The 25464-nt window shown below is 59.6% G+C and carries 24 protein-coding genes; 9 read left to right on the forward strand and 15 right to left on the reverse strand.

Translation table 11 applies throughout. The annotated features are described in order from the left end of the window. Positions 1-58: 58 nt before the first annotated feature. The 3 genes from argC to H567_RS24235 all read right to left on the reverse strand — a co-directional run bounded on the left by argC (position 59) and on the right by H567_RS24235 (position 3069). Positions 59-1120: an N-acetyl-gamma-glutamyl-phosphate reductase gene (gene argC, locus H567_RS0110135; protein ID WP_035254042.1), complete on the reverse strand. Its 1062-nt coding sequence runs from the start codon at positions 1118-1120 to the stop codon at positions 59-61. A 102-nt stretch (positions 1121-1222) separates the two neighbouring features. Next, positions 1223-2266, reverse strand: a complete 1044-nt coding sequence (locus tag H567_RS0110140; protein WP_028321318.1) for a DUF933 domain-containing protein — start codon at positions 2264-2266, stop codon at positions 1223-1225. A 143-nt stretch (positions 2267-2409) separates the two neighbouring features. Next, complete coding sequence (locus H567_RS24235; RefSeq protein ID WP_161626599.1) at positions 2410-3069, reverse strand: Smr/MutS family protein; 660 nt, start codon at positions 3067-3069, stop codon at positions 2410-2412. A 324-nt stretch (positions 3070-3393) separates the two neighbouring features. On the opposite strand from H567_RS24235, the gene H567_RS0110155 reads away from it, so the two are divergent. From H567_RS0110155 to H567_RS0110165, 3 genes are all read left to right on the forward strand, one after another. Next, entirely contained in the window at positions 3394-4026 is a 633-nt protein-coding gene (locus tag H567_RS0110155; RefSeq protein ID WP_028321319.1) for a DUF3786 domain-containing protein, read from the forward strand. An 85-nt stretch (positions 4027-4111) separates the two neighbouring features. Then, positions 4112-4612, forward strand: coding sequence for a 5-(carboxyamino)imidazole ribonucleotide mutase (gene purE / locus H567_RS24240; RefSeq protein ID WP_035254010.1), 501 nt, complete (start codon positions 4112-4114; stop codon positions 4610-4612). Beyond that, a complete protein-coding gene (locus H567_RS0110165; protein WP_084517124.1) occupies positions 4600-5268 on the forward strand; it encodes an L-threonylcarbamoyladenylate synthase in 669 nt (222 codons plus the stop codon). Before purE ends, H567_RS0110165 begins: the two co-directional genes overlap by 13 nt. On the opposite strand, the gene H567_RS0110170 is transcribed toward H567_RS0110165, so the two are convergent. Together H567_RS0110170 and H567_RS0110175 are read right to left on the reverse strand one after the other, a co-directional pair. After that, on the reverse strand, positions 5243-5905 hold the full coding sequence (locus H567_RS0110170; RefSeq protein ID WP_028321321.1) for an exosortase H-associated membrane protein: 663 nt from the start codon (positions 5903-5905) through the stop codon (positions 5243-5245). The genes H567_RS0110165 and H567_RS0110170 overlap by 26 nt on opposite strands. A gap of 103 nt (positions 5906-6008) precedes the next feature. Then, complete coding sequence (locus H567_RS0110175; RefSeq protein ID WP_035254013.1) at positions 6009-7196, reverse strand: M24 family metallopeptidase; 1188 nt, start codon at positions 7194-7196, stop codon at positions 6009-6011. Positions 7197-7723: 527 nt separating this feature from the next. Here H567_RS0110175 and H567_RS24245 point away from each other — a divergent pair. Further along, positions 7724-9445, forward strand: a complete 1722-nt coding sequence (locus tag H567_RS24245) for an aminotransferase class V-fold PLP-dependent enzyme (protein WP_051184702.1) — start codon at positions 7724-7726, stop codon at positions 9443-9445. A 151-nt stretch (positions 9446-9596) separates the two neighbouring features. Here the strand turns inward: H567_RS24245 and gpmA are convergent, their stop codons facing one another. Next, positions 9597-10349, reverse strand: coding sequence for a 2,3-diphosphoglycerate-dependent phosphoglycerate mutase (gene gpmA / locus H567_RS0110185; RefSeq protein WP_028321323.1), 753 nt, complete (start codon positions 10347-10349; stop codon positions 9597-9599). 423 nt (positions 10350-10772) lie between these two features. Between gpmA and H567_RS0110190 the strand changes: the two genes are divergently transcribed. The 3 genes from H567_RS0110190 to H567_RS0110200 all read left to right on the forward strand — a co-directional run bounded on the left by H567_RS0110190 (position 10773) and on the right by H567_RS0110200 (position 16236). Next, a complete protein-coding gene (locus H567_RS0110190; protein WP_028321324.1) occupies positions 10773-11255 on the forward strand; it encodes a ferritin family protein in 483 nt (160 codons plus the stop codon). Positions 11256-11572: 317 nt separating this feature from the next. Further along, positions 11573-14773 (forward strand): carbamoyl-phosphate synthase large subunit, encoded by a 3201-nt coding sequence (carB, locus tag H567_RS0110195; RefSeq protein ID WP_028321325.1) that lies wholly within the window; start codon positions 11573-11575, stop codon positions 14771-14773. 89 nt (positions 14774-14862) lie between these two features. Beyond that, entirely contained in the window at positions 14863-16236 is a 1374-nt protein-coding gene (locus H567_RS0110200) for an amidophosphoribosyltransferase (protein WP_028321326.1), read from the forward strand. Between the two features lie 139 nt (positions 16237-16375). Here the strand turns inward: H567_RS0110200 and ruvB are convergent, their stop codons facing one another. From ruvB to H567_RS0110225, 5 genes are all read right to left on the reverse strand, one after another. After that, entirely contained in the window at positions 16376-17401 is a 1026-nt protein-coding gene (ruvB, locus tag H567_RS24250; protein WP_051184703.1) for a Holliday junction branch migration DNA helicase RuvB, read from the reverse strand. Positions 17402-17519: 118 nt separating this feature from the next. Further along, the gene (gene ruvA, locus H567_RS0110210; protein WP_028321327.1) at positions 17520-18125 is read right to left on the reverse strand and encodes a Holliday junction branch migration protein RuvA; all 606 of its coding nucleotides are present in this window, start codon (positions 18123-18125) and stop codon (positions 17520-17522) included. Beyond that, positions 18122-18628 carry a crossover junction endodeoxyribonuclease RuvC gene (ruvC, locus tag H567_RS0110215; protein WP_028321328.1) on the reverse strand — a complete coding sequence of 169 codons (507 nt, stop codon included), beginning with the start codon at positions 18626-18628 and terminating at the stop codon, positions 18122-18124. Before ruvC ends, ruvA begins: the two co-directional genes overlap by 4 nt. Next, positions 18629-19375, reverse strand: coding sequence for a YebC/PmpR family DNA-binding transcriptional regulator (locus H567_RS0110220; protein ID WP_028321329.1), 747 nt, complete (start codon positions 19373-19375; stop codon positions 18629-18631). It abuts the gene before it with no gap. Between the two features lie 211 nt (positions 19376-19586). Then, positions 19587-20174 carry an SAM-dependent methyltransferase gene (locus H567_RS0110225; protein WP_028321330.1) on the reverse strand — a complete coding sequence of 196 codons (588 nt, stop codon included), beginning with the start codon at positions 20172-20174 and terminating at the stop codon, positions 19587-19589. A 224-nt stretch (positions 20175-20398) separates the two neighbouring features. Between H567_RS0110225 and H567_RS0110230 the strand changes: the two genes are divergently transcribed. Continuing rightward, entirely contained in the window at positions 20399-22129 is a 1731-nt protein-coding gene (locus H567_RS0110230; RefSeq protein WP_028321331.1) for an aldehyde ferredoxin oxidoreductase family protein, read from the forward strand. A 317-nt stretch (positions 22130-22446) separates the two neighbouring features. After that, entirely contained in the window at positions 22447-22635 is a 189-nt protein-coding gene (locus H567_RS28490) for a hypothetical protein (RefSeq protein WP_153306138.1), read from the forward strand. On the opposite strand, the gene H567_RS0110235 is transcribed toward H567_RS28490, so the two are convergent. The 4 genes from H567_RS0110235 to H567_RS0110255 all read right to left on the reverse strand — a co-directional run bounded on the left by H567_RS0110235 (position 22613) and on the right by H567_RS0110255 (position 25456). Then, complete coding sequence (locus H567_RS0110235) at positions 22613-23155, reverse strand: nitroreductase family protein (protein WP_028321332.1); 543 nt, start codon at positions 23153-23155, stop codon at positions 22613-22615. The genes H567_RS28490 and H567_RS0110235 overlap by 23 nt on opposite strands. A gap of 13 nt (positions 23156-23168) precedes the next feature. Beyond that, complete coding sequence (locus H567_RS0110240; protein WP_028321333.1) at positions 23169-23357, reverse strand: hypothetical protein; 189 nt, start codon at positions 23355-23357, stop codon at positions 23169-23171. A 21-nt stretch (positions 23358-23378) separates the two neighbouring features. Continuing rightward, positions 23379-24710, reverse strand: a complete 1332-nt coding sequence (locus H567_RS0110245) for a phenylacetate--CoA ligase family protein (RefSeq protein WP_028321334.1) — start codon at positions 24708-24710, stop codon at positions 23379-23381. A gap of 218 nt (positions 24711-24928) precedes the next feature. Next, entirely contained in the window at positions 24929-25456 is a 528-nt protein-coding gene (locus H567_RS0110255) for a response regulator (protein ID WP_028321335.1), read from the reverse strand. Positions 25457-25464 lie beyond the last annotated feature (8 nt).

The following is a 25464-nucleotide window of genomic DNA, read 5'->3' on the forward strand; positions in this document are numbered from 1 at the left end:
ACGGACTTCTCTCGGTCGATCATCGAAACCCGTGCCGGTTCGCGAGTTTTACCAGGCATCAGGGAAAGATGCCGGGGTTCATCAGTCCAGCCGTTTCATCCAGACCGAACATGATGTTCATGTTCTGTACGGCACTGCCTGCCTGCCCTTTGACGAGGTTGTCGATGTGGCTGACGACGATCAGCTTTCCGGTCCTGTCATCGATGTTGAGGCTCAGGTTGCAGAAATTGCTGCCGCGCACGTTGATGCTGCTTTGGGGCTTGTCCGGGCCGAAGACTCGGACGAAGACGTCCTTCCCGTAAAACGATCGATAGGCGTCGAGAACCTGCGGAAGGCCTTTTCCGGGCTTCAGGCTGCCATAAATGGTGGAGAGGATCCCCCGGCAGAGGGGGACGACATGAGGTGTGAAGGTGAGGGTGACCGCTGAGCCGGCCAGAAGCCCCAACTCCCTTTCGATCTCATAGACGTGCTGATGTCCGGATATCCTGTAGGCGTTCATGGCCTCATAGCGCGCCGGGTAATGGAAAGTGGGCGAGGGCTTTTTCCCCGCACCGGACACGCCCGTCTTGGCGTCGCAGATGATGCCCTCCAGATCGATCAGGCCCTCTTTGACGGCCGGCGCCAGGCCCAGGATGCAGCTGACCGCGAAACAGCCGGGGTTTCCCACCAGATCCGACCGGGAGATCCCCTCGCGGTGAAGCTCCGCCAGGCCGTATACGCTTCGGGGCAGCATATCCGGCGACGCATGGGGTTCGGTCCTTCCGATCCGGGCTGCATAACCCGCATACGTGTCCGGGTCGTTGAAGCGGAAATCCCCGCTGTAATCGACGACCTTGGTGCCCTTCCGGAGCCACTTCGGACCTTCCTTCTGACCGACCCCGTCCGGCGTGGCGAAAAAGACCACATCGAAATTTTCGGGCAGCTCGGGGTCCTGAGGACTGCGCAGCGGGAGGTCGCAGAAGCCGGTCAAATGGGGGTAGAGGTCGCTGATGGCCTTGCCGATGTCCTGCTGGTCGATGAGGGCCGCGATTTCGGCTTCGGGGTGGCGGTTGAGAAGCTCCACGGCACCACAGCCGCCGTACCCGCCGGCGCCGATGATGCCTACCTTGATCTTTTTCATGGCAAAAGACCTCATAAAGGGTTCAATGGTTCAGACCGGCGAGGCCGGCCCTTGGGCCATCCTGATACCTCGGGGCTTTGCCGGAGCCGGCGCGGGTGATGATCAGACATTGAAGCGGAACGTGATGATGTCGCCGTCCTTCACGCGATAATCTTTTCCTTCGAGACGCACGAGCCCCGCCTTCTTGCATTCGAGAAAAGTCCCTTTTTCTTCGAGGTCATCGAAATGAAAGACCTCGGCGCGGATGAAGCCGCGTTTGATGTCGGAATGGATGGCCCCGGCCGCTTCGAGTGCAGGTGTGCCGTCTGGGATCGGCCAGGCCTTGACCTCATCCGGCCCCACCGTGAAAAAGGAGATGCGCTTCAGGAGTTCGAATGAGCGTCGGATCACGCGATCGAGTGCAGATTCTGCAATATCGTAGGCCTCGCGGAATTCTTGGGCCTCCTCTGAAGTCATGTGGGCGATGTCCTCTTCGAGACGGCCTCGCACCACCATCCGGTCGGCCCCGGTGGGGGGCGTCGACCATTCCGGCAGGGCCACGTCTTCATCTTGGTTGTTGAGGATGATCAGCATCGGCTTGGCCGACAGGAGGGTGAAACCCCGTAGTTCCGGCGCTTCGGCGAGCTCCGGGTCGGAGCGGAGCGCGGCGCCTTTTTCGAGGATGGCCCGGCACGCCTCGAGCTGTTCCTGCTCTTTCCCCTCCGGCGGCTTGCCGCGGCGGCGGTCGAGTTCAAGCCGTTCGAGCCGCTTTTCCACCACGACCAGGTCGTTCAGGATCATCTCTTCCTCGACCTGCCGGAAGTCCTGCTCGCTTTCGGGTGGCCTTCCATCGAGCGACGGGAAGTTCCGGACGACGTGGAGCAGGGCGTCGCAGTTGCGGACCTGGGACCAGAGGGCCCTTTCAGCCTTGGACGCCTTGGCAGAGGGGATTTCCGAGGGCAGCAGGTATTCGATCCGTGCATAGGTGGTTTTTTTGGGCTGGTAGACGCCGCTCAGATAGTCGATGCGTTGATCCAAAACCGTGATGGTTGCGATTCTTGGATCCGAGGCGCCGGCCTGCCCGGGGGTTTCGCCCCTGGCGCCGGTCAATGCTGCAAAAACCGTCGCTTTGCCAGCTTCGGGAAGTCCAATGATACCGAGTTTCATAGGTCTGAAAGTGTCCTCAGGGCTGGGTCCGGGAGTTGTGGCTCCGGTTCCTGCCCGGTTGGGGATTCCGATTCGGCGGGGAGGAGCTGCACCGGACCCTTATAGCAAGTCGGCTATCGAAAAGCAATGCGCAGGTCGAGGCGTCAACGTCCGCTGCGCCACTTTCTCAGCAGGATATAGATGGCCCCCGTACCGCCGTCATAAGGCCTCGCGGTCGAAAAGGCAAGCACGATGCGTTTTATGCTGCCGCGGTTGAGCCAGACCGGCAGACGTTCCTTCAGCACCGGGATGTTGTTTTCCGAATTCAGGCCGCGTCCATGGACGACCAAAACGCAGCGAAGCCCCAACTGGTGGCTGCGTATCAGGAATCCCCGCAGCTGGGCTTCCGCTTCCTGCTTCGTCAGGCCGTGCAGATCGATGTAATCCTGAACGGGAAATTCGCCGCGCTTGAGGCGCAGCATCAGCTTGCGGCTGAACCCAGGCACGCACCCTTCGATATACTCGTCGCTGAAGGTGATATCGAGTTGCGCTGCGCCGCTGATCAGGTCGGACAGGTGCGCCATCACCTCCAGTTCGTCGTCCCTGGCGCTGTGCGGCGGCCGCAGGTGGGGATCTGGCTGGGATGTGACCATGCCTTTCCCGCGCACCAGGGGTTTGACATCCGTCATGGCGCGAAGGAAAACCTCCGTCTCGTCCGGGATTTCCTGCGGCTGCGGCGGAGGCGGCGCCTCCGCCGCGGGAAGGGCTTTCGGCCGCCGTTGTTTGCGGCGCATGCCCAGAACCGGGTTGAAAGGTCCCTCCATGGATTTTACCGCGCCCCGGCCGGGCGGCGTACGGTTTTTCTTTTTCCTGCGGGGCATGATCGGGCACGAAGTATTACATCTCTCAGGTCTGCACAAAAGGGGCTTGAAATCATCCAATAAATAAAACTATAACACTTCCATCCTGACCTGTCAGGATCTAAAGCAGGGGGCGCCGATGGATTGCGCCGATCCTGCCGTGGTTTTTTTGCAGGCGGGCGGACCTTTTTTCGAGGGCTGTTCCGGGACAAAGGAATCGAAATAGGTTTCTTGCGGCGAGAAGACGGGAAGGACCCACAAGGGAGGCAATCCCGGGAAAGGTTTGATATGGCACGCGTTGACGACTACAAGAAGGCGGCGGAAATCGCCAGAAGCGCCTTGAAAGAGGCCAACCCGAAGCGGGTGGCGGACAGGGCCGGAGGGCGGTTTGAAGGGGCGCAGGGCCAGGATCCCTGCCTGGTCATTCGTTTTTTGAACCGGCAGGTGAAGGTGTGTTGGCCGGAGGTGTTGCCGGTTTATGAACAGACCGGCGAAGAGCTTCCCATCCAGCAGCAGGTCCTGCTGCTGCATTTTCTGGAGGGAAGCGGGCCGGGCGCGCCGAGCGGAGAATGGGTCGCTTATCAGGAGATACCGGACGGCAAGTTCTATTTGGACCCTTTTTTGAGGAGGGCCAAAAATCCGATGGTGCAGACCTTTGGCGAGCAGCCGGAGCGCCTGGTGACCTTGGCCGCTAAGGTTTACGGCGGAAAACCGGCCGGTGAAGGGGATGCCTCCATCATTGTCGATGCCCTGCCGGGGGTGCCGGTGTTGCTCATCCTGTGGCAGGGAGACGACGAATTCCCGCCCGAAGGGAACATCCTCTTCGATCGGAGCATTATCGGCGCTCTTTCCGCTGAGGACATCGCATGGCTTTGCGGGATGATTATTTACCCCCTGGTGGGGATGGCAAGACAGGCCTGATCGCCGAAAGGGCCCCGTCGCCCTGTTCGGAGACGAAGCGTTGAACCCTTTGTTCACGGCTGAAGCCGTCTGGAAAGGTCGATCCATGTCGGAGAAAAAACCGCTGGTGGGCGTGGTCATGGGCAGTGCGTCCGATCGCGATGTGATGCTGCCGTGTGTCCAGATCTTGCAGGATCTGGAGATCCCGCATGAAGTGAAGATCCTTTCGGCCCACAGGACTCCCCAACGGGCCCAGGAATACGCCATGGAGGCTGCCGCGAAAGGCCTCCGCGTCCTGATCGCCGGAGCCGGGTGGGCGGCCCATCTGGCCGGGGCTCTGGCTGCCAACAGCCTCCTGCCGGTTATCGGAGTGCCGATCGACTCGTCCCCGCTCAAAGGACTCGACGCGCTCCTGGCGACGGTTCAGATGCCACCCGGCATCCCGGTTGCCACGATGGCGATCGGAGGGGGTGGGGCCAAGAACGCCGCCCTGTTTGCGGCCCAGATTCTGGCGCTGCAGGAGGAGGAGATTTCCCGGCGCTTTACGGAGTACCGCCGGGAAATGACCGCTGCGGCCGAGCGGAATATAGATCGTTGGGACCTTTAGCCTCTCGGCCGACCGACGTGGCTGCGCTGCAGCCGCCCTATGAGCGTCACCCCGCGCTGGTGCGTGCACTAAAAGTCCTGCGGGGCGGGGGCCTGGTGGCTTTTCCGACCGAGACCTTTTACGGGCTGGCGGCGGACATCCGCCAGGAGGCTGCTTTGCGAAGCCTTTATGCCGCCAAAGGGCGCGACCCAGGCGAGCCGCTGCTGATCCTCGTCGATGGGGCCGCGGCCGTAGATCAGTTGGCCCTGCGCGTCGATCCGCTTGCGCGGCGGCTGATGCACGTTTTCTGGCCCGGAGGACTGACGTTGGTCTTCGAAGCCGGTCCTTCCGTTTCCAGGCTTCTGACCGCAGGCACGGGCAAAATCGGCATCCGGTGGTCCAGTCATGCCGTGGCTGCGGCGCTGCCGGCCGGATTGGGATGTCCTGTGACCGGCACGAGCGCCAACCGGTCAGGTTCTCCTCCCTGCGTCGATGCCCGGGAAGTGGAGGCTCAGCTGGGAGGACGTGTCGATTTGATCCTGGACGGGGGCAGGACAGCTGGACTGGCCCCGTCAACGGTGCTCGATGTGAGCGGCGATCGGCCGAGGATTCTGCGCAGGGGCGTGATCCCGGAGGATGTGTTGATGCAGGTCATCGGCGCCGGGTGCGCCTCTTAGCCGGAACAGGGTCAGGCTTTAACAGCCGTTTCCGTTCGCGGAGCCACAGGTAAACGATGACCAGAAACGGTTCGAACCGGATGACCAGGTTGTCGATGAAGGTCCAGGAGAATTCCCAAAAAACGGTTTTGACCGCGGAAGGTTCGATTGCCTTCATCTGGGCCAGATAACCGTAGATGTGCGCCGCGTTGAAAAAGTAGACGAAGAGCAGGTGGACGAAAACGATCAACCCGATGGCCTCGCACAGGTGCAGCGGACGCCATTGGAAGAGGGGCAGCAGGGCGATCATGATCGCCAGTGTGAGCGGCAGGTTGAATGAAAAGTTGGAGATGTGGAGCTTGAGCTGAATGACGGTGTCCGCCAAGCCTTCGTCCGTTATCAGGGGTTTGGTGTGAACGATATCCAGGACCTCTTCCCCCTTTTCGAAGGTCTCGAGCCTGGTTTGAAAGGTCGCTGCGGCCAGATAGGTTCCCGTCTCCCCCACGACGAGGCCGTATGTGGGTTTGACCAAAGATATCCACACGACCAGACAGAGGGGATAGACGGCGGCAAAGATCAGAAATGCCGCAACGATCTTCTTCTTTCCGCCATGGGGGGAACTCTCCGGTGGATTTTTTTGAGCAGCTTTTTTTGGCATCGGTCCTTTCCTGGCCTGATCGCCGTCCGTTGCTGCAGGCGAGAGGGTGAGCCGCCGGCCAAAGCGGGGTATGAGAAGTTCGCCGCGCGATTCTTCTCGCGGGTCAGACGGTGCAGATCTCGTCCGGGAAATGATTGAGCTTCTGAAGACCATTCGGAGTGATCACGAAGGTGTTTTCGATCCCGACCACGCCTTCCCCTGGAAAGATATATTTCGGCTCCATTGCGATGATCATCCCAGCCTTGAGAGTCATGGGGATCCCGCGCCCGATCACCGGCCACTCGTCCAGTTCGAGCCCGACACCATGGGCTACAAATGGAACCGCTTCGGGGTGGCCCATGAATCCTTCCGAAAGACCGGCTTCATCCGCCATCTGCAGCGCCAGGTCATACATGTCCGCGGCGGTGGCCCCCGGCAGACAACGCTCTGCGACCGCGTTCTGAATATCGCACATGACGCGGTGCGCACGTTGAAATTTTTCCGGGAGCAGGCCGATTGCGAAGGTCCTTGCCTGATCCGCGACGTATCCATTGACGTTGGCGGTGTAGTCGACCATGACCGGTTCGTGGGGCCGGATGGGGCCGTGGCCGGCCCCCTGGGAATAGAAAGGACCGGGGCCTTCCCCTCCGGTGGGGCCGGGTGCATTGCTCGGGGCGGTGGAACTTTTCCCCGCGAGCACGTGCCCGTAAAAGCATTCCGAGTTGAAGGCCCGCGTCCTCAGGATACCCGGGTGCCCCATGCGGCGGTAGCAGGCCTCCAGTTCGAGGGCCAGCGCGGACTCGGTCGGGGCGTTCCGAATGATCAGGGGCACCTCGGCCAGCAGGTTGTCCGCCATGGCTGCAGCTCGCGATATGCAATCGATTTCATAGGGGGATTTGATCATCCGCACTCGGCGCACGAGGCTGGTGGCGTCTTCCAAACTACACTGCGGGAAGTGTTTGGCGTAGGTCAGATAGAGTCTGGCCGGCAAAACGTCCAGTTCCAGACCGATCCGCCGCGGAGGCGAATGCTGATGACCATGGATCAGGTCGGGAAGTTGCGAAAAGGAGCCGAGGGGTACGATTGCATCGAGCCGGGCGTCCTGCCTGGCACGTTCGATGCTTTTGCGCACCATGAGGAGGGGCTCGCCGGATGCCGGTATCCACAGGTGCGCGTCCTGGTCGCAACCGGAGAAATAAAAGACATCGACCTTTTGGACCAGCAATGCCCCATCGAGCCCGCTGTTGCCCAGCATGGGCTGAAGGCGGGTGATCCGGCCTGCTATTTCGCTGCGCATGGAGAAGGCTTCCATGGATGTCTCCTTGATGGGCAAGAGGCTTGACTTCTAAACCAAAATTTCATTATATCAAAACATTCGATCTTAAGGACCTGTCTCGAGTAAGTGACAGGTGGTGAAAATCCGCGCAGCTACAAAGGATGCGGGCGCTGGTGCCGTGCAGGGTCTAAAAGAAGACTGCCAGGCAGTCAACGCCGGGCGTTTGATGGTGCGCCGGGCTCGGGCCGCAGGCTGTGGGCAATTTCCCCTCTCAGCGCAAAGGATCCGGCTGTCGAAAGCCGCTTTGGCGGCGGCAGTTTCCTGCGGGTTTCTCTCCATAGGTTGGGTGTACAACCGAACAGGGCTGCTCATGCGCCGAAGCGGATGCGGAAGATCGAAGCCACGCTCTGTGAGCCGGGGCGTCTGCCGGTTCCTGTCTCCTGTAGAGAGCCTGCCCGTATCATACATATTGAGGGTGTATGGGAGCAAGGGACATTTCCAAGTTTTTCGCGACTGGCCATCGAATAGGCGGGTAAGCCTCCCCTGGATGAAAGACAATCACCATGGACAAAGCGCCCAAAACCGTTAAGGCAAATCTGGAATATCTCAGAAAACTCTTCATCATGCCCGATTCGCCGGACAAATTCATCGAGTTCGGCCGTGAGCTGCTGGAGATGATCCACGAGTTCTTCCAGGAAAAGGGCGGTATTCACAGCAGCATCAGCCTGCCCGAGTTGAGCCGGATTTTCAACCAGACAACGGTCCCGGACCAACCCCAGTTGATCAAGGATGTGTTGGCGGAGATCAAAAAGAAGATTATCAAGCACTCTGTCAAGGTCGGAAATCCTTATTACATCGGGCACATGATCAGCGCCGTGCCTTACTTCATGATACTGCTGGAAATGATCATCGCCGCCCTCAACCAGAATCAGGTCAAGATAGAGACAGCGAAGGCATCGAGTTTTGTCGAGCGGGAGATCATCGCCTGGATGCATCACCTGGTCTTCGGCCGGCGGGAGCGTTTTTACGAGAAGCATATGCAGGATCCCCGGGTGGCCTTGGGCAATGTCACCGCTGACGGGACCATTGCCAATTTGACGGCCTTGCTGGTGGCGCGGGAAAAGGCCTTTCCCGTCGAAGGGGATTTTCCCGGTGCGAGGGGGGCTGGGATAGGCCGTGCACTGAAACACTACGGCTTCGATCGGGCTGTGGTACTGGTGTCGACCCGCGGCCACTATTCGATAAAGAAGGCGGCCAGCATGATCGGCATCGGGGAGGAAAACGTCGTCACCATCCCTGTAGATGAATGCAATCGCATCGACCTGCGCAAGCTGCGCCGGAGGATCAGACAGTTCCAGCAGGAGACGGAACGGGTCAAGGTGATGGCGATGGTCGGCATCGCTGGAACCACCGAGACGGGCAACGTTGACAATCTGGCCGAGTTGGGTCAGATCGCCGGGGAAGCGGGCGCGCATTTTCATGTGGACGCCTGCTGGGGCGGTTCCGCCCTCCTCGTGGATGAGTATCAGACCCTCTTCAAGGGGATCGAGCAGGCCGATTCGGTGTCCATCGATGCCCACAAGCTGCTTTATTGTCCGATGACGATGGGCATGGTCCTTTTCCGAAACGAGAAGGACCTCAATGTGATCCGCCATTCTTCCCAGTACGTGATACGCAGGAATTCGGTGGATACAGGGCGGTTCACGATCGAGGGTTCACGGCCCTTCGCCTGTTTGAAACCTTGGGCCGCCCTGAAGATCATGGGGCGGGACGGTTATGGGCTGCTGTTCAAGCAGGCGCAGCTTTCGACGAAGCGGCTGAAGGAGATTCTGGACCACTGCGGCAATTTCGAGACCCTCAGCAAGCCCCAGTTGTTTATCCTCGCTTACCGGTTCATCCCGGAGGCCGCCCAGGAAAAGCTTCGCCGCCTGCAAGCGGCCTTGCGCGACTGTTCGCCGAACCGCAAGGAAGAGGCCAGGGAGCTGGAACGGAAGATCCGCAAGATCAACCACCTGATCAATGGCCTGAACATCAAGCTGCACAAGGCCCTCAGACGGGACGACAGCACGTTCGTATCCCGCACCACGCTCGAATCTACCCGGTACAGGCCGCAAAACATCGTCGTGCTGCGAGCGGTCCTGGTAAACCCGCTGACGAACCGTCAGATCCTCCAGGAGATTGTCAGCACGCAAAATCGGATCGGAATGCAGATCTGGAAAGAATTCCTGCCCGCCTTCATCAGGATCGCGGAAGAACCCTTCGAGCAGAAACAGGCCCAGGCCTGACCGGCCGTTGAAAAACGCTCATCCGTTGAGTTGCGCTCATCCCGCGCGGCGGCGGCCCACTTATTCGTGCACTTCATTCCACGGGGTTTTGCAGTCCTGGCATCTGCCTATCTTTCACCGGCCGGTGCACAGGGAGTCTTTGACCATGCCGCTAAGCGGAGCGTTTCTTCCCCTGGTTGGCGACAGCCTCTTGAGCCTTTTTCACCTCTTCCGGATTTCCCAGGTAGTAGTTTTCGAGGGGTTTCATCTGGCGGTCGAGTTTGTAAACGAGCGGGATGCCTGTGGGGATGTTCATTCCGACGATATCCTTCTCCGAAATGTTGTCCAGGTACTTTACGAGGGCCCGCAGGCTGTTGCCGTGGGCGGCGATAATGACCCGCTTGCCTTCGCGGATCGTGGGCACGATCACGTCCGACCAGTAAGGGATAAAACGGTTGACCGTGTCTTTGAGGCATTCGCTCAGGGGGAGTTTCGCCGTGTCGACGTCCCGATAGCGCGGGTCGCTCCCGGGATACATGGGATCGTCAAGGCTCAGCGGAGGGGGAGCGATATCATAGGCGCGGCGCCAGATGAGCACCTGTTCCTCTCCGTGCCGCTCGGCGGTCTCGGCCTTGTTCAGCCCCTGCAGGGCACCATAATGACGTTCGTTCAGACGCCAGTTCTGCCGGATGGGGATCCACATGAGATCCATTTCGTCCAGGGTGATCCACAGGGTTCGAATGGCCCGTTTGAGGACGGAGGTATAGGCGAAGTCGAAGCTGAAACCCTCCCGGTGCAGAATTCTGCCGGCTTCATGAGCTTCTTCCATGCCCTTTTCGGACAGGTCCACATCGACCCAGCCGGTGAAACGGTTTTCCTTGTTCCAGAGGCTTTCCCCGTGGCGGAGTAGAACGATTGTGTACATGAGATTCTCCTTGAAACGGTCTGGGTTCGACCTTGGCAGGCCATTGAAAAATGCCCGTCTGCTCGTCACGTTCAACCCGTGCCGCTGCGGCGCACTCCTGTGTGCGCTGCATTCCATGGGATTTCACAGGGCTTGCATCCGGCCGTTCCCAAACGGCCCGGGCACCGGGGATTTTCCAATACGCTGTCAAGCCGATTTTAGTTGCATAAAAACCATAAATTCGATGTTCTGGCAAGAGAATAGTGTGCTGTCGAAGGCTGCATCATGGATCCGGGAGAGGGAGGCCGCTCCCGCTTGCCGGGAGTGGGCGTCAGGCGATGGGGATGTAAAAGGTGTGGGGAAAAATCCTCGTTTCCGGATTGGAAACCGGGTCTTCCCGGGAAATCATTTCCGGATGGACACTCAGTTGTAGAGGAGAATGACGTGTTCGAGTTGGGTGAGATTATCGATCTGGCGATTCAGATCGAGCGGAACGGTGAGCGTACTTATGCAGAGGCGGCCGGGAAGGCGAAACGGCCGGACCTGGTCGATGCCCTGACGAAATTGGCCTCGGATGAGCGGGAGCATGTGGAATGGTTCGAGGCGCTCAAGAAGGAATGCGCTGACGAAGGGCGCGATGAAAGCATGCGGGATTTCGGGCGCCGGCTCCTCGGCGACATCCTGGGGGAGCAGCGTTTTTCGCTGGCTGAGGTGGACTTCGAGCGGATCGAGACCATCAAGGAGGTCCTTGCGGCTGCCCTCGAATTCGAGAAGGATACCATCCTCTTTTACCAGATGATCCAGACGGCAATAGCCGATTCAATGGTTTCAGGGGGCCTCGATAAGATTATTAATGAAGAAAAACAACATGTTGATCTGATCGAGACGTTTATCTCCGATCCGCTCAAACCGCTTGACAGGCCCTGAACCCTTTTCTATATTAGCTCCACTCAAATTTTGGATCCTCTTTTGTCCAGATTCACGTCGGTCATCCGCCTCGAGTGTCTTCCAGGTGCCTTGCAAAAGGCGGAATGCGGACGAACCGCCTGTTGTTCCGACTCCGTTCATGACACCCGATAGGGCTTCAGCCTCCTCTGGCTCCGTGGGTTTCAGCTTCCCAACCCATTTTTTCAGGTGATTGCGGGCGCCGTCCGTCGGTTGCAGGAAGGTCCGGAAGGCAGCGTATGACAAAAGACGACGGGCTTCGGACCGTGGCGGGAAAACATATTTCCAGGGAGATTGCTATGCCAAGACGTGACGACATCAAGAAGGTGATGATCATCGGATCGGGGCCCATTGTCATCGGCCAGGCCTGTGAATTCGATTATTCCGGTACCCAGGCCTGCAAGGCCTTGCGAAAACTGGGCTACGAAATCGTGCTGGTCAATTCGAACCCGGCCACGATCATGACGGATCCCGGGATCGCCGATGCGACCTATGTGGAGCCGCTCAATCTCCAGACCATGGCCGAAATCGTGGAAAAGGAGCGTCCGGATGCCATCCTCCCCAATCTTGGAGGGCAATCGGGCCTCAACCTGTCTTCGGAGCTCGCCCGTGCGGGAATCCTTGAAAAATTCGGCGTCAAGGTCATCGGGGTTCAGGTGGATGCGATCGAACGGGGGGAAGACCGTATCATCTTCAAGGAGACCATGAACCGCCTCGGGATCGAAATGCCCCGCAGCAAGCCTGCGTTCAGCGTCGAGGAGGCCGAGAAGATCGCCGATGAGCTCGGATATCCGGTGGTGATCCGTCCCGCCTACACCATGGGGGGCACCGGCGGCGGGCACGTCTATAATGTCGAGGAACTCAGGGTCATCGCCGGAAGAGGCCTCGCGGCAAGCCTTGTCGGCCAGATCCTGGTGGAGGAATCGGTGCGCGGCTGGGAGGAACTGGAACTGGAGGTCGTCCGCGACGCCAAGAACCAGATGATCACCGTCTGTTTTATCGAAAACGTGGATGCCATGGGCGTCCACACGGGCGATTCCTACTGCACGGCGCCGATGCTGACCATCGCGCCGGAGCTGCAGCAGCGCCTGCAGAAATACTCCTACGACATCGTGGAGGCCATTCAGGTGATCGGCGGCACGAATATCCAGTTTGCCCATGACCCCGAGACCGGCCGGGTGGTGGTGATCGAGATCAACCCGCGGACTTCCCGTTCATCGGCGCTGGCATCCAAGGCCACCGGTTTTCCGATCGCATTGGTCTCGGCCATGCTGGCCGGCGGAATGACCCTCGACGAACTGCCGTATTGGCGCAAGGGAACCCTCGACCAGTACACTCCCTGGGGGGACTATGTCGTGGTGAAGTTTGCCCGCTGGGCCTTCGAGAAGTTCCCGGGGTCGGAAGATCGCCTGGGGACGCAGATGCGGGCAGTCGGCGAGGTGATGAGCATCGGCAAGACTTACAAGGAGGCTTTTCAGAAGGCGATCCGCTCTCTTGAGACCGGCCGGTACGGCCTCGGCTTCGCCAAGGATTTCCATCAGAGACCGCTCGATGATCTGATGGACATGCTGGCGGAGCCCAGCAGCGAGCGGCAGTTCATTATGTACGAGGCCCTGCGCAAAGGCGTATCGGTCGAGACGTTGCACCGCAAGACGCACATCAAGGCCTGGTTTATCGAGCAGATGCGCGAACTGGTGCAGCTGGAGGAAGAGGTCCTTTCATGGAAAGGCAAGGAGCTTCCCGACGATGTGCTGGTGCGAGCGAAAAGGGACGGGTTTTCGGACCGTTACCTCGCCGGCCTGCTGGGTGTGGCAGAGGATTCTCTACGCGCGCGCCGCCTCTCCCTGGGGATGGCGGAGGCATGGGAACCCGTGCCTGTCAGCGGCGTCGAGGACGCGGCATATTATTTCTCCAGCTACAACGCCGAGGACAAGGTCCCTGTCAACGATAGGCGGAAGATCATGGTGCTCGGGGGCGGCCCCAACCGGATCGGGCAGGGGATCGAATTCGATTATTGCTGTGTGCACGCGGCCTTTGCCCTGCGGGATGCCGGGTTCGAGTCCATCATGGTGAACTGTAATCCGGAGACGGTCTCAACCGATTACGATACATCGGACAAGCTTTATTTCGAGCCCCTCACGGTAGAAGATGTTCTGAGTATTTATGAGAAAGAGAAACCGGAAGGGGTGGTCGTTCAATTCGGCGGACAGACGCCGCTCAACATCGCCAACGAACTGGAACGGGCCGGCGTCAGGATCCTCGGCACATCCCCGGACACGATCGACCTGGCCGAGGACCGTGACCGGTTCCGCCACATGATGCAGAATCTAGGCATTCCCCAGCCGGAGTCCGGCATGGCCAGCACCCTGGAACAGGCGCTCGATGTCGCCAAGAGGATCGGCTATCCTCTGATGGTCCGGCCGTCCTATGTCCTTGGAGGGCGGGCGATGGAGGTCGTCCACGACGAGGAGATGCTGCGCCGCTATGTTGCGGCCGCCGTGGATGTCAGTCCCGAGCGGCCGATCCTGATCGACAAGTTCCTTGAAAACGCCATCGAAGCGGAAGCGGATGCCATAGCGGACGGAGAAAGCGCTTTTGTTCCGGCTGTCATGGAGCATATCGAACTGGCGGGTATCCATTCGGGCGATTCGGCCTGCGTGATTCCGCCGATCAGCATCCCCGCCAAGCATTTGGACACCATCTACGAATACACCCGGCGGATCGCCGTGGAACTCAAGGTGGTGGGGCTCATGAATATCCAGTACGCGATCGCCGAAGACACGGTCTACATTCTCGAGGCCAATCCCCGCGCCTCTCGCACGGTTCCCCTGGTCTCGAAGGTGTGCAATATTCCGATGGCCCGTTTCGCGACCGAACTCATGCTGGGGAAGAAATTGGCCGACCTCGATATCCGGCCTCGGGCCATCCCCCATTTCGGCGTCAAGGAGGCCGTGTTTCCGTTCAACATGTTTCCCGAAGTGGACCCGATCCTCGGACCGGAGATGCGCTCGACCGGAGAGGTCCTGGGCATGGCGGATTCCTTCGGTCTAGCCTATTTCAAGGCCCAGGAGGCCGCACAACAGACGTTGCCCTCGGAAGGAGCCGTGCTGATTACGGTATCGGAAAACGATCGGCCGGCGGTGTTGGAGGTGGCGAGGCAGTTTGAAAAACTTGGGTTCAAGATCCGTTCGACGGAAGGAACCTGCCGGTTCCTGGAGGAGTCCGGAATTCAGTCGCAGCGGATCTTCAAGATGCATGAGGGTCGCCCGAATATCGTGGATGCCATCAAAAACAATGAGATTCAGCTGGTGATTAATTCGCCGAGCGGAAAGATGAGCAAGCACGACGACTCCTATATCCGGAAGGCCGCGATCAAGTACCGGGTGCCTTACATCACGACCCTGGCGGCGGCGCTGGCCGCGGCCAGGGGGATCTCGGCCGTCCGGCGGGGGCACGGTGCGGTCAAGTCGCTGCAGGCTTATCACACGGACATCCGCTAGCCTTCTCTGGAAGGGGTCTTTTTGTCCAACCCGGGCACCAATGACAGGGTCGGAGGCAGGCTGGTTCGAGGGAGGAACGGTAGAGGGGGATGAAGAATTTTCAGGAAAACTGCGGGATTTTCGGGATCTGCTCGCCCGATGCCTGTGTGCAGGACATTTACCAGGGAATCGATTTTCTGCAGCATCGGGGCCAGCAGTACTGCGGCATAGCGACTTACGGCGATCAGGGGATCCTGCAGGTGACCCATTACGGCAAGGTGGCGAACACCATGACGGATACCGATATCACGTATCTGAAGGGACGGTCGGGTATCGGGCACGTGAGCCTCAAGGAGAGGCAGCCCGTCATGTGGTGTTCCAAGCTGGGGGAACTCGCTTTGGCCTTCAGCGGGAACATCATCAATGCGAAATCCTTGATGCAGGAGATGATGGAGCGCGGCATCGTTTTTTACAAAGGCTACCACATCGAGATCATCTCCATGATCATCATGAACGCCGGGGACATCGTTTCGGGGATCGCTGCTTTGTCCGAAAAGGTCAAAGGGGCCTACTCCCTTGTGGTGCTGTCTCAGGAGGGGATTTATGCCACCCGCGATGTGTCCGGTTTCCGGCCCCTGTGCCTAGGGCGGGGAGAGGGGAAATTCGCTGTCTCGTCTGAGTCGCGTGCCCTCCACAATCTGGACATGGAACTGGTGAGGGATGTGCGGCCGGGCGAGATCGTGCTCGTGAGCCCCAATGGATTCAAGACCCTGAAGCAACTGCCGGCGCCCAGGCCTGCTTACTGCGCCTTTGAATGGGCGTATACCGCGAGCATCGATTCGATCATGGACGGGGTTTACGTCCAGGAGGCACGTAACCGGATCGGAGCCAAACTGGCGCAGCGCGACCTGGCCGAAGGAGGTCTGACGGCCGATATCGTAGCGCCGGTGCCGATGAGCGGCATAGGACATGCCATCGGGTATCACATCCAGTCGCTGGTCCCTTACCAGGAAGTCTTCCTCTATAACCGTTACGCCGATCGAAGCTACACCCAGTCGACGCAGATGGCGCGTGAGCAAATGGCCAAGCGCAAACTGTCCGTGCTTCGCTATGCGGTCAAGGGGAAGCGCATCATCCTCTGCGATGATTCGATCGTGCGGGGGACCCAGATCCTGCACAAGGTCAAAGATCTAAAACAGGCCGGTGCAAAGGAGGTCCATGTTCGGGTGGCCTGCCCCCCGCTCATGTATCCGTGCGACTTCGGCATCTCCACCCGCAGCTATGATGAACTGGCCGCGCGTAAGTACATCCCCAAAGGGAACATTACCCATATGGAGGAGTTGCGGGCTTTGGAAAACTGGGTGGCCGAGAACATCGGGGCCGACTCGGTCAAGTACAACAGCCTGGATGATTTTGTAGCGGCGTTGGGCATCCCGGAAGGGGAACTCTGTCTGAAGTGCTGGAACGGTATGCACCCGGCCTAGATTTCGGCCTTGGGCGTCCTCTCGGAAGGTTCGGGGCGTTGACTGGAGCGCGGGGATGGAACCAAGCCCCTGCACCCGCGGCAAAGCCCGCCTGAAACATTTGCTTCCAGAGAAGCGACCCGGCGGTCAGCCGGAAGGATTAGAAAAGCCGCTTTTGCAGCTTTGCATGCCTGCTCTCGTTGAGGCCGAGGTGGCGATAGGCCCTGGCCGTGGCGACCCTGCCCCGGGGTGTGCGCTTGATGAATCCTTCCTGGATGAGGAAGGGCTCATACACATCTTCCAGCGTCCCTTTTTCTTCGCTGACCGCGGCTGACAGGCTTTCGAGTCCGAGCGGTCCCCCTTCGAATTTCTCTATGATCGTCAGCAGGATGGTCCGGTCCATCTTGTCCAGGCCGCAATGGTCGACTTCGAGCAGGTCAAGTGCGCTGTCGGCCAGTTTTCCGGTGACGACTCCTCCACCCTCCACCTGAGCGAAATCACGAACCCTGCGCAGCAGGCGGTTGGCGATCCGGGGTGTGCCGCGGGAACGGCCCGCGATTTCGAGGGCACCCTCTTCCTCGATCGGTATCTGCAGGATGGCGGCCGAGCGCATGATGATCCGGTGCAGGTCCTCCGGCTTGTAGAAATCGAGCCTCAGAATGACGCCGAACCGGTCTCTCAGCGGCGGCGTCAGGAGACCCGCGCGGGTCGTGGCGCCTACCAGGGTGAATGGCGGCAGGGGGATCTTCATTGTCCGGGCGGAGGGGCCCTGTCCGATGATGAGATCGAGCTCATAATCCTCCATCGCGGGATAGAGTATTTCCTCCACCACGTGGTTCAGACGGTGGATTTCATCGATAAAGAGGACATCGTGCGGTTCGAGGCTGGTGAGGATGGCGGCGAGATCCCCGGCCTTTTCTACGACAGGGCCGGATGTGCTCCGGATGTTGACCCCGAGCTCGTTCGCGATGATGTGAGCGAGGGATGTTTTCCCCAGCCCGGGGCTGCCGTGGAACAGGACGTGGTCGAGCGCCTCGGCCCGGCCTTTGGCGGCTTCGATGAAGACGCGCAGGTTGCGCTTCATCTCGTCCTGACCGATGTATTCATCCAGGTTGCGCGGCCGCAGGCTGAGTTCAGCCGGACTTTCCTCCGGCTGGCGTTGAGGGTCGATGATTCTTTCGGTCATCGGTCTACACAGGTGATCCTGATGGATTTGTCGGAAATGGGGCGGACGAATCGTATCATAAGACATATGGCGGATCGAATTCGACCGTCGATGTTCGCATCTTTCAGTATAACATGAACTAAGCGAGGAGCCGCAGCGCCTCGCGGATGACGGTTTCGAGATTGGGTTTGGCTACGGCCGCCCCGGCCCTTTCGACGGCCTCCCTGGCGGCCTTCTGGGAATAACCGAGGTTCAGGAGCGCCGAGAGGGCATCGTCCAGGAACTGATTTTCCCCGGGTGTCGTGGCCGTTTCGGCGATGGTTGTTCCCAGGCCGTTGCGCGCTTTGAGGGCACGGTCCTTCAATTCCAGAGAGATTCGCTCGGAGGTTTTTTTGCCGATGCCGGGAATGGCCTGCAGACCGGGCGCGTTCCCTTCTGCGATGGCATCGAGCAGTTCGTGCGGGCCGATCCCTGACAGGATGTTGACCGCCAGCCTGGGGCCGATCCCGGATACCGTGGTTAGCATAAGGAAGAGTTCCTTTTCGATTTCGGTCTGGAACCCGAACAGCTGCAAGGTGTCGTCCCGCAGGCGCGTATGGATGTGCAGCGCAACGGCTTCCCCTTCCTCGGCCAGATGGTAAAGGGTCGAAAGCGGCACCAGAACCTCGTAGCCTACACCGCTCACGTCAATGGTGAGCGACTGCGTGTTCTTCTTGAGAAGGATACCGCGCAAAAAGGCGATCATTTCGCATACCCGCCGGCATGATGGGCAGCGGCCCGGAAAGATGCGGTGTTCAAATGACAAACGGCCGCTGCCAGGGCATCGGTCGCATCGAGGTGAAGATCACCGCGAATGCCGAGAATCATCTTCATCATGTACTGCACCTGTTCCTTCGTCCCCCGGCCGTAACCCACAACGGATTTTTTGATTTCGAGCGGAGTGTATTCAAAAATGCCTACACCGCAGTGTGCCGCCGCGATCAGAAGGGCTCCCCGAGCGTGCCCGAGCTTGAGGGCGCTCTTGACGTTCTTGGCGTAGAAGATATCTTCGATGGCCATCTCGCTCGGCTGGAATTCTTGAATGATAGCAACCAGGGATCGGAAGAGAAGATGCAGCTTCTCTTGAAAACAGGCCGCTTTTTCGGGGCGGATGATCCCGGCGTGCACGCAGGCCATTCTGTTCCCGCGTTTTTCGACCAGCCCGAACCCGGTGACCCTGGATCCGGGATCCACACCGAGCACGATCATCTAATCCATGGCCTCCAGGACATCGTCCGAGATGTCGAAGTTGGCGTAGACGTGGCTGACATCATCGTTGTCTTCGAGGCCCTGCATCAGATTCAGCATCTGCTGTGCCTTTTTTCCGTCCAGTTTGACGGTGCTCTTCGGAATCATGGTAATTTCCGCGAGTTCATATTCCACTTTGGCCTTGTCGATCGCTTCCTTGACGGCCTCGAAATCGCCGGGGTCCGATATGACCTCGAACTGGTCTTCTTCGTCGCGGACATCCTCCGCCCCGGCTTCGAGGGCGGTTTCGAGCAGGGCCTCTTCATTGGCCTTGCTCTTGTCGACGGCGATCAATCCCTTTTTCTCGAAGGTCCAGGCGACGCAGCCAGGTTCACCGAGGCTCCCACCGTTGCGCTCGAAAAGATGCTTGACCTCCGCTACGGTGCGGTTGCGGTTGTCGGTGAGGCATTCGACCAGGACGGCGACGCCCCCTGGGCCGTATCCCTCATAGGTGATTTCATCGTAGGAGACCCCTTCGATTTCGCCGGTACCCTTCTTGATCGCCCTTTCAATGTTCTCCTTGGGCATATTTTCCGCTTTGGCTGCGATGATGGCGGATCGCAGCCGTGGATTGCCGTCGGCGTCTCCGCCACCCATCCTGGCGGCGACGGTGATCTCCTTGATCAGCTTTGTAAAGATTTTGCCGCGCTTGGCGTCCGCTGCGCCTTTTTTGTGCTTGATGGAACTCCACTTCGAATGGCCTGACATAAATAGCCTCCCCCCACTGATTCAAGTGTTCGCTTCCGCCGGACAAGGGCCCTGTTGCCCTCTCTCGGGGTTAATCTACAACGTCTGCTTGTGCAGCCGTCCCGGTATGTCCCGTTTCGGTCTTGTGGCTGCGCTCACGCCGGTCCGAGCCATGCGCCCAGGTCCGGACGGCCTGGGATGCCTTGACCGGTGCCGCTGGACATATCCGTTATCACGTGAAACCCATGCCGATGAGATAGATTTCACGGCTTCGTTTTCTTGTCGCCTGGGGTCTGAACAGGCGCACCCGCTCGAAACGGTCGGCGACGGAGGCCTGAAAGTCCTTGATTTCTCCGCCCTCGAAAAGCTTGCAAACGAACCGCCCCGATCTTTCTAGCACAGCCTCCGCAATCTTCAAAGCCTGCTCTGAGAGGGCCAAAGACCGGCTTGTATCGGTTGCCGGAGCGCCTGTCGTCTGGGGTGCAAGGTCACTGAGGACGACGTCTCTCGGCCCGAGGTTTTGTTGCAGCGTCTGGATGTCGATGGAAAAAATATCGGCCTGGATGAACTGAAATTTGAGAGCGGATAGGCGTTCGGGTTTTTTCAGGTCAATCCCTGCCACATGGCCTTGCGGCCCGGCGGTCCTTAAGGCGTATTGCGACCAGGACCCCGGGTAGCAGCCAAGATCGAGGATCCGGTTCCCTTTTCTGATGATCTTGAACCTGCGGTCGATCTCCTGCAGTTTGTATACCGAACGCGCGAGCCAGTTCTCTTCCCGGGCGCGGCGCGCGTAATGGTCATCCCACGTGTTCTTCTGCATTTTTTCATATTTATCATAGCCCTATGCGCTTTGCAAAATAATTAGTGCCGATCCGTAAACGATTTTGCTCTTGAGAAAGAAGCTTCCCTTCCTGCGAGAGCCTTATATCATAAAAGATCTAACATATTGAAAATGCAAATAAAAATGACTTGCATCGACCCCTGTTCTATGCGATTCTTTAAATAGGAGAAAATTAGAACGGAAACCCTTTTGAGGAGGCTGTCATGGTGGACATAATCAGAGTGAATATGACGGATGGTTCCATTCAGCGGGACCCGTTGCCGAAAAGCTATGAAGGTTTGGGTGGTCGCGGTCTCACTTCGGCCTTTTTACTGAAAGAAGTGGAACCCACCTGTACTCCCATCGGACCGCTCAACAAACTGATTTTCGCCCCCGGGTTGCTGGGGGGAACGAACTGCGCCAACTCAGGCCGGATATCGGTCGGGGCGAAGAGCCCTCTGACGGGCACGATCAAGGAGGCCAATTCGGGCGGCCAGGCGGGGAGCTACCTCGCGCGGCTGGGGATTGCCGCCATCGTCGTGGAGGGTCAGCCGAAGGATGGCAGGCTTTTCAAACTCCATGTGACCAGGGACCGCTGCGAACTCCTGCCGGCTGATGAACTGAAGGGCCTGGGCAATTATGCCTCGGTCGAAAAGCTCAAAGGTACCTATGGCGATCGGGTGGGATATGTGAGCATCGGCCAGGCGGGCGAGTGGAAGCTGGGTGCCGCCTCGGTCGCCTTTAGCGACCGGGACGGCCGTCCGACGCGGCATGCCGGCCGCGGCGGCCTGGGGGCGGTGATGGGCTCCAAGGGACTGAAGGCGATTGTCATCGACCCGGCCGGAGGGGAAGCTGCCCCGCTTGCCGACAAGGATGCCTTCCGGGAGGCCTCCAAGCGTTTTCTGAATGCCCTCCAGACCCACCCGGTGACCAGCCAGGGGCTGACCAACTTCGGGACGGATATTCTGATCAATATCATCAACGAGGCCGGTGGGCTTCCCACGCGCAACTTCAGCACAGGGCGCTTCGAGGGGGCCGAAAAGGTCGGGGGCGAGACGTTGAACAGCGTCACGACCGCCCGGAAGGGCGATTGTTCCCATGGGTGCATGGCCGGCTGCGTCATCCGCTGCTCGGGGGTTTATCTCGATGAGAAGGGCGACTATGTGAGCAAGTGGCCGGAGTATGAAACCGTCTGGGCCTGGGGACCGAACTGCGGGATCGATGATCTCGACGCCATCGCGCGAATGGACCGCGGCTGCGATGACATCGGTCTGGACACCATCGAGACGGGGAACGCGGTGGCTGTGGCCATGGAGGCCGGGATCAAGTCCTTCGGGGACGTGGCAGGCGCAGAGGAGCTTCTGGCGGAGATCGGGAAGGGAACGCCCCTCGGCCGGATCCTTGGTTCGGGGGCGGGGGCCGTCGGCAAGGTCTTCGGGGTTCGCCGGGTGCCGGTCGTCAAGAATCAGGCCCTGCCGGCCTACGACCCGAGGGCGGTCAAAGGGGTTGGCGTCACCTACGCCACCTCGCCGATGGGCGCGGACCACACCGCCGGCTATGCGGTCGCCACCAACATCATGAAAGTGGGGGGCGACGTGGACCCGTTGTCCGTGGCGGGCCAGGTGGATCTTTCGAGGGGGCTGCAGATCGCGACAGCGGCCATCGACACGGCCGGCCTGTGCCTCTTTGTGGCCTTCCCGGTGATGGACATCCCGGACGCCATGGTGGCCGTGGCGGACATGATCAGTGCGAAATACGGCATCAAGATGACCGTGGATGATTTCAATGCGCTGGGAAGCCGCGTCCTCAAGATGGAAAGGGAGTTCAACACCCGGGCGGGTTTCACGGCGGCCGACGATCGTCTGCCGGAGTTTTTCAAGCTCGAGAAGCTCGCGCCCCACAACCACGTCTTCGATGTCCCCGATGAGGAATTGGACCGGGTTTTCAACTTTTGAGACGGATGGCCGCCGTGCGGATCTCCCGCCGCACCGGCGGATCCGGACCCTGAAGGAGGGGGCGCCTTAGAGAGGGCAGGGTGCAATGCCACCGTGCGAAACGGGAATGGGGGGGCCGTGCGGGGGGCGGCGTTTCGTCGCTCCTCTGCAGCAGCGTGCCGGCCGCGAGGATAACGATGCGTCAGAACGAAGAGCCGCCAACCTTTTCCAAGGTTGGCGGCTCCTTGCTGTCCACAGGCTCTGATTTTGGGGGTGTTGGAAGGACATCAAGCGTTTGCGCGGAGGCGACCTCGTTTCCAATCCGGAAATGAGGATTCTTGGCCAATATCCAGGAAGTCAAGCGTTTAGGCGGAAGCGACCCGGTGGTCGCCGCACAAGCAAGCGTGCAGATCGACGCCGAGATCAGCGGGCAGACCTCTTTCGGATGGAGGCTGCAGCAGGGGTTCCTCTGCGCCAAACGGGCGTTGTCCAGGCGGCCGTTGCCTAAAAGCGGTCGTCATGCGTGAATTCGCTGATCTCACGGCGTTTCGGCGCAGACGATTCCTTGGCGGCGTAGCCGAGGGGGATCAGGGCCACGAGTTCGCAACCCTCCGGAACGCCCAGAACCTCTGCAGCCTTGGCGTGGTCGAAGAGCCCCGTGATGACCGTTCCGAGGCCCTGATCACGGGCCGCCAGGCAAATGCTCTGCGTGACGATGCCCAGATCGAACATGAACCAGTCGCCGAACTTCGTGGTGACCTCGCCTTTATAATAGCCCGAACGCTGCAGCACACCGCAGACCGCCAGGACGACGGGCGCCTCCAGCAAGGCCTTGCTGGCGGGGTTGGTTGCAGGGAAGGCCGCCTGAAGCCTTTCCTTCTGCATCCGGTCTTTTACGACGACGATCTCCCAGCACTGGGTGTTGGCCCACGACGGAGACCATTGGACCGCTTCGAGGACGGCCTTGAGCGCGTCGTCGGACACAGGCCTGTTTTCGTAACGGCGAATGCTGCGTCTCTCCTTCAAGACCTTCATGAGATCCGACATGTTGCCTACTCCTTTACCCTTGCTCCCGGGGGTCGTTCAGGTCACAGACATTGATCTCGAGCATCTTCAGCGATGCCAGCATGCGGGCGGTGTTGCGTTTGACGGCAGGAAAGGTGTCCGCCATCCCATGGAGGCCTTCGGCTGTTTTTCGCATGCTGGAGATCATCTCGGCCATTTTTTTGAATTGCGCTTCATCCACCATCGCCGATCTTCTCCTTCTTTGTCAATGATCCTTTCGCAGGTCCTTGAACCGTTTGGCCTTGACCTCGTAGCGGGGCAGTTGGCCGTAATCGTTGAATTCAAGGTCGTAGCGCAGGTTCGTCTTCAGGCGTAACTGATCGACCAGAGCGGCCTCGACGGCCTTCCGGTTCCCGCGGGCCTCCGGGAGCAATTCGACCTTGAGGGAGATCCGGTCCGAATCTCCGACCTTGTCGACGATGACCTCGTATTCGTCCCCGAGCCCCTCGATGCTCCGCACCACCTCCTCGATGGCGGAGGGGGCGAGCAGCACGCCTTTGACCTTGGTGATGTCATCGGCGCGGCCGACCACCCCGCCCTTGATGAGGCGGAAGGTCCGGCCGCAGCGGCAGGGCTCCGAATCCCATTCGATCACATCTTTGGAATCGAAACGGACGCAGGGCTGTGCCTGGCGGTCGAAGGCGGTGATGACCATCTTGCCCCGCCGGCCGGGTTCCTCGATGATCTCCCCCGTCTCGATGTCTTCGATCTCCACCAGGAACATCCCCTCGTTGACGTGCATCCCGAAGGGCTGCTCCGCGCACTCGAAGGACCAGGCCCCGATCTCTGTCGCGCCGGCGTGATCGAACACCTTGGCGCCCCAGGCATCCTGCATGCGTTTCTTGGTGGAAGGGATTCCGGCGCCGGGTTCTCCGGCGCAGGTGATCCTGCGGATCGACAACGCGGCGGGGTCGATTCCCATCTTGCGCGCGGTGTCCGCCATCCCGAGCACATAGGTCGGCGTGGCCATCATGGCCGTGGCCCTCAGTTCCTGCATCTTGAGGATGCGCGCTTTGGTGTCGAGAACCCCGCCAGGAACGACCTCGCAGCCGATCTTTTCGGCGGCGTAATGCCCTGCCCAGAAGGCGACGAAGATATTGTACCCGAAGGGCAGGAAGACCCGGTCCGACGGGCGGTATCCCTGGGCCCAGAGGATGCAGGCCCAGCACTCGGCCCACCATTCCCAGTCCTGCCACGTATCCGGCTGGTACACCGGCTGACCGGTCGTGCCGCTCGTCTGGCGGAACTCGGTCACCTCCTCCAGCGGCACGCAGAGGGCATCCCCGTAAGGGAACGGATCTTTCCGCTGGATGTCGCGCATCATGGATTTTTCCACCTTCGGCACGGCACGGATGTCCTCGAACGTGCGGATATCCTCAGGGCGGACACCCGCCTGATCGTAGAGCGCGCGGTGAAACCGTGAATGGTCATAGGTCCAGGCAAAGATCCGCTTGAACTTTTTCAGTTGAAGCGCCCTGAGTTTTTGCCTTGGCAGGGTCTCGATCACTGGATTCCAATAGATTGGATGGTCGACCATGATGCAACCTCTCGGTTCAGGCAGGCGGCGAAAAAAACGGTTTCAGACGGGCAGCCTTGGTCAGGCTTTCGGCATGCATGCGTGTAGAGAAAAGCCCCGTGCATGCAGGGCTTTTTAGCATGACGGCGGTGGCCAGAGCAAGTATGGGAATCCCCTCGATGAAACCGGCCACCGGTCTTTCAGGAAGCGGAGGGACGTGAATAAGTCCCGACCGCCTCTCAGTCCTGCTTTTTCTGGGCCCTTGACCTGCTTTGGATGGCGGTCCGGAGCGTATCCAAAAACTCCCTGTCGGCCATTTCCCATGCCGCTCCGAACCGCATCTGGAAATACGATCGGGGAAGCCTTTTCTGCCATGCGACCAGGGGGCTCTCGCCCTTGGCACGAGCGATGAGGATGTCGTTCAGAAAATCCTCGATCCGCGATATCTCTTCCTTCGGAACATAAGCCGCCGCCCCTTCCTTGACGGATTTGATGACGTTGTCCGGCGTAAAGGCATGGGCCGTCAACATGAGGGCCGGTATGTCGTGCTGATTGGCGATCTCGAGTAGGTCATACCCCCTGACGCCCATGATATCCAGGACGGCTACATCGAAACGACGCGATTCGAGCAGTTTTTTGGCTTCCTCGAACGTAGAGGCCGTAACGACCTGGCACATGCTCAAGTGTTCTGTCAGCACATCGAGGATATCCTGCTCGTCATCCACCACCAGGATTCTTTTCCCCTTCAACAGACTGCTTTCGGTCATTGTAAATT

It is taken from the genome of Desulfatiglans anilini DSM 4660 (assembly GCF_000422285.1).
In the GTDB taxonomy this organism is placed as follows: domain Bacteria; phylum Desulfobacterota; class DSM-4660; order Desulfatiglandales; family Desulfatiglandaceae; genus Desulfatiglans; species Desulfatiglans anilini.

Coding starts and splice junctions, on each gene's coding strand:
- argC (WP_035254042.1), bottom strand. CDS start 1,120: ATGAAAAAGATCAAGGTAGGCATCATCGGCGCCGGCGGGTACGGCGGC.
- H567_RS0110140 (WP_028321318.1), bottom strand. CDS start 2,266: ATGAAACTCGGTATCATTGGACTTCCCGAAGCTGGCAAAGCGACGGTT.
- H567_RS24235 (WP_161626599.1), bottom strand. CDS start 3,069: ATGGAGGGACCTTTCAACCCGGTTCTGGGCATGCGCCGCAAACAACGG.
- H567_RS0110155 (WP_028321319.1), top strand. CDS start 3,394: ATGGCACGCGTTGACGACTACAAGAAGGCGGCGGAAATCGCCAGAAGC.
- purE (WP_035254010.1), top strand. CDS start 4,112: ATGTCGGAGAAAAAACCGCTGGTGGGCGTGGTCATGGGCAGTGCGTCC.
- H567_RS0110170 (WP_028321321.1), bottom strand. CDS start 5,905: ATGCCAAAAAAAGCTGCTCAAAAAAATCCACCGGAGAGTTCCCCCCAT.
- H567_RS0110175 (WP_035254013.1), bottom strand. CDS start 7,196: ATGGAAGCCTTCTCCATGCGCAGCGAAATAGCAGGCCGGATCACCCGC.
- H567_RS24245 (WP_051184702.1), top strand. CDS start 7,724: ATGGACAAAGCGCCCAAAACCGTTAAGGCAAATCTGGAATATCTCAGA.
- gpmA (WP_028321323.1), bottom strand. CDS start 10,349: ATGTACACAATCGTTCTACTCCGCCACGGGGAAAGCCTCTGGAACAAG.
- carB (WP_028321325.1), top strand. CDS start 11,573: ATGCCAAGACGTGACGACATCAAGAAGGTGATGATCATCGGATCGGGG.
- H567_RS0110200 (WP_028321326.1), top strand. CDS start 14,863: ATGAAGAATTTTCAGGAAAACTGCGGGATTTTCGGGATCTGCTCGCCC.
- ruvB (WP_051184703.1), bottom strand. CDS start 17,401: ATGACCGAAAGAATCATCGACCCTCAACGCCAGCCGGAGGAAAGTCCG.
- ruvA (WP_028321327.1), bottom strand. CDS start 18,125: ATGATCGCCTTTTTGCGCGGTATCCTTCTCAAGAAGAACACGCAGTCG.
- ruvC (WP_028321328.1), bottom strand. CDS start 18,628: ATGATCGTGCTCGGTGTGGATCCCGGATCCAGGGTCACCGGGTTCGGG.
- H567_RS0110220 (WP_028321329.1), bottom strand. CDS start 19,375: ATGTCAGGCCATTCGAAGTGGAGTTCCATCAAGCACAAAAAAGGCGCA.
- H567_RS0110225 (WP_028321330.1), bottom strand. CDS start 20,174: ATGCAGAAGAACACGTGGGATGACCATTACGCGCGCCGCGCCCGGGAA.
- H567_RS0110230 (WP_028321331.1), top strand. CDS start 20,399: ATGGTGGACATAATCAGAGTGAATATGACGGATGGTTCCATTCAGCGG.
- H567_RS0110235 (WP_028321332.1), bottom strand. CDS start 23,155: ATGTCGGATCTCATGAAGGTCTTGAAGGAGAGACGCAGCATTCGCCGT.
- H567_RS0110240 (WP_028321333.1), bottom strand. CDS start 23,357: ATGGTGGATGAAGCGCAATTCAAAAAAATGGCCGAGATGATCTCCAGC.
- H567_RS0110245 (WP_028321334.1), bottom strand. CDS start 24,710: ATGGTCGACCATCCAATCTATTGGAATCCAGTGATCGAGACCCTGCCA.
- H567_RS0110255 (WP_028321335.1), bottom strand. CDS start 25,456: ATGACCGAAAGCAGTCTGTTGAAGGGGAAAAGAATCCTGGTGGTGGAT.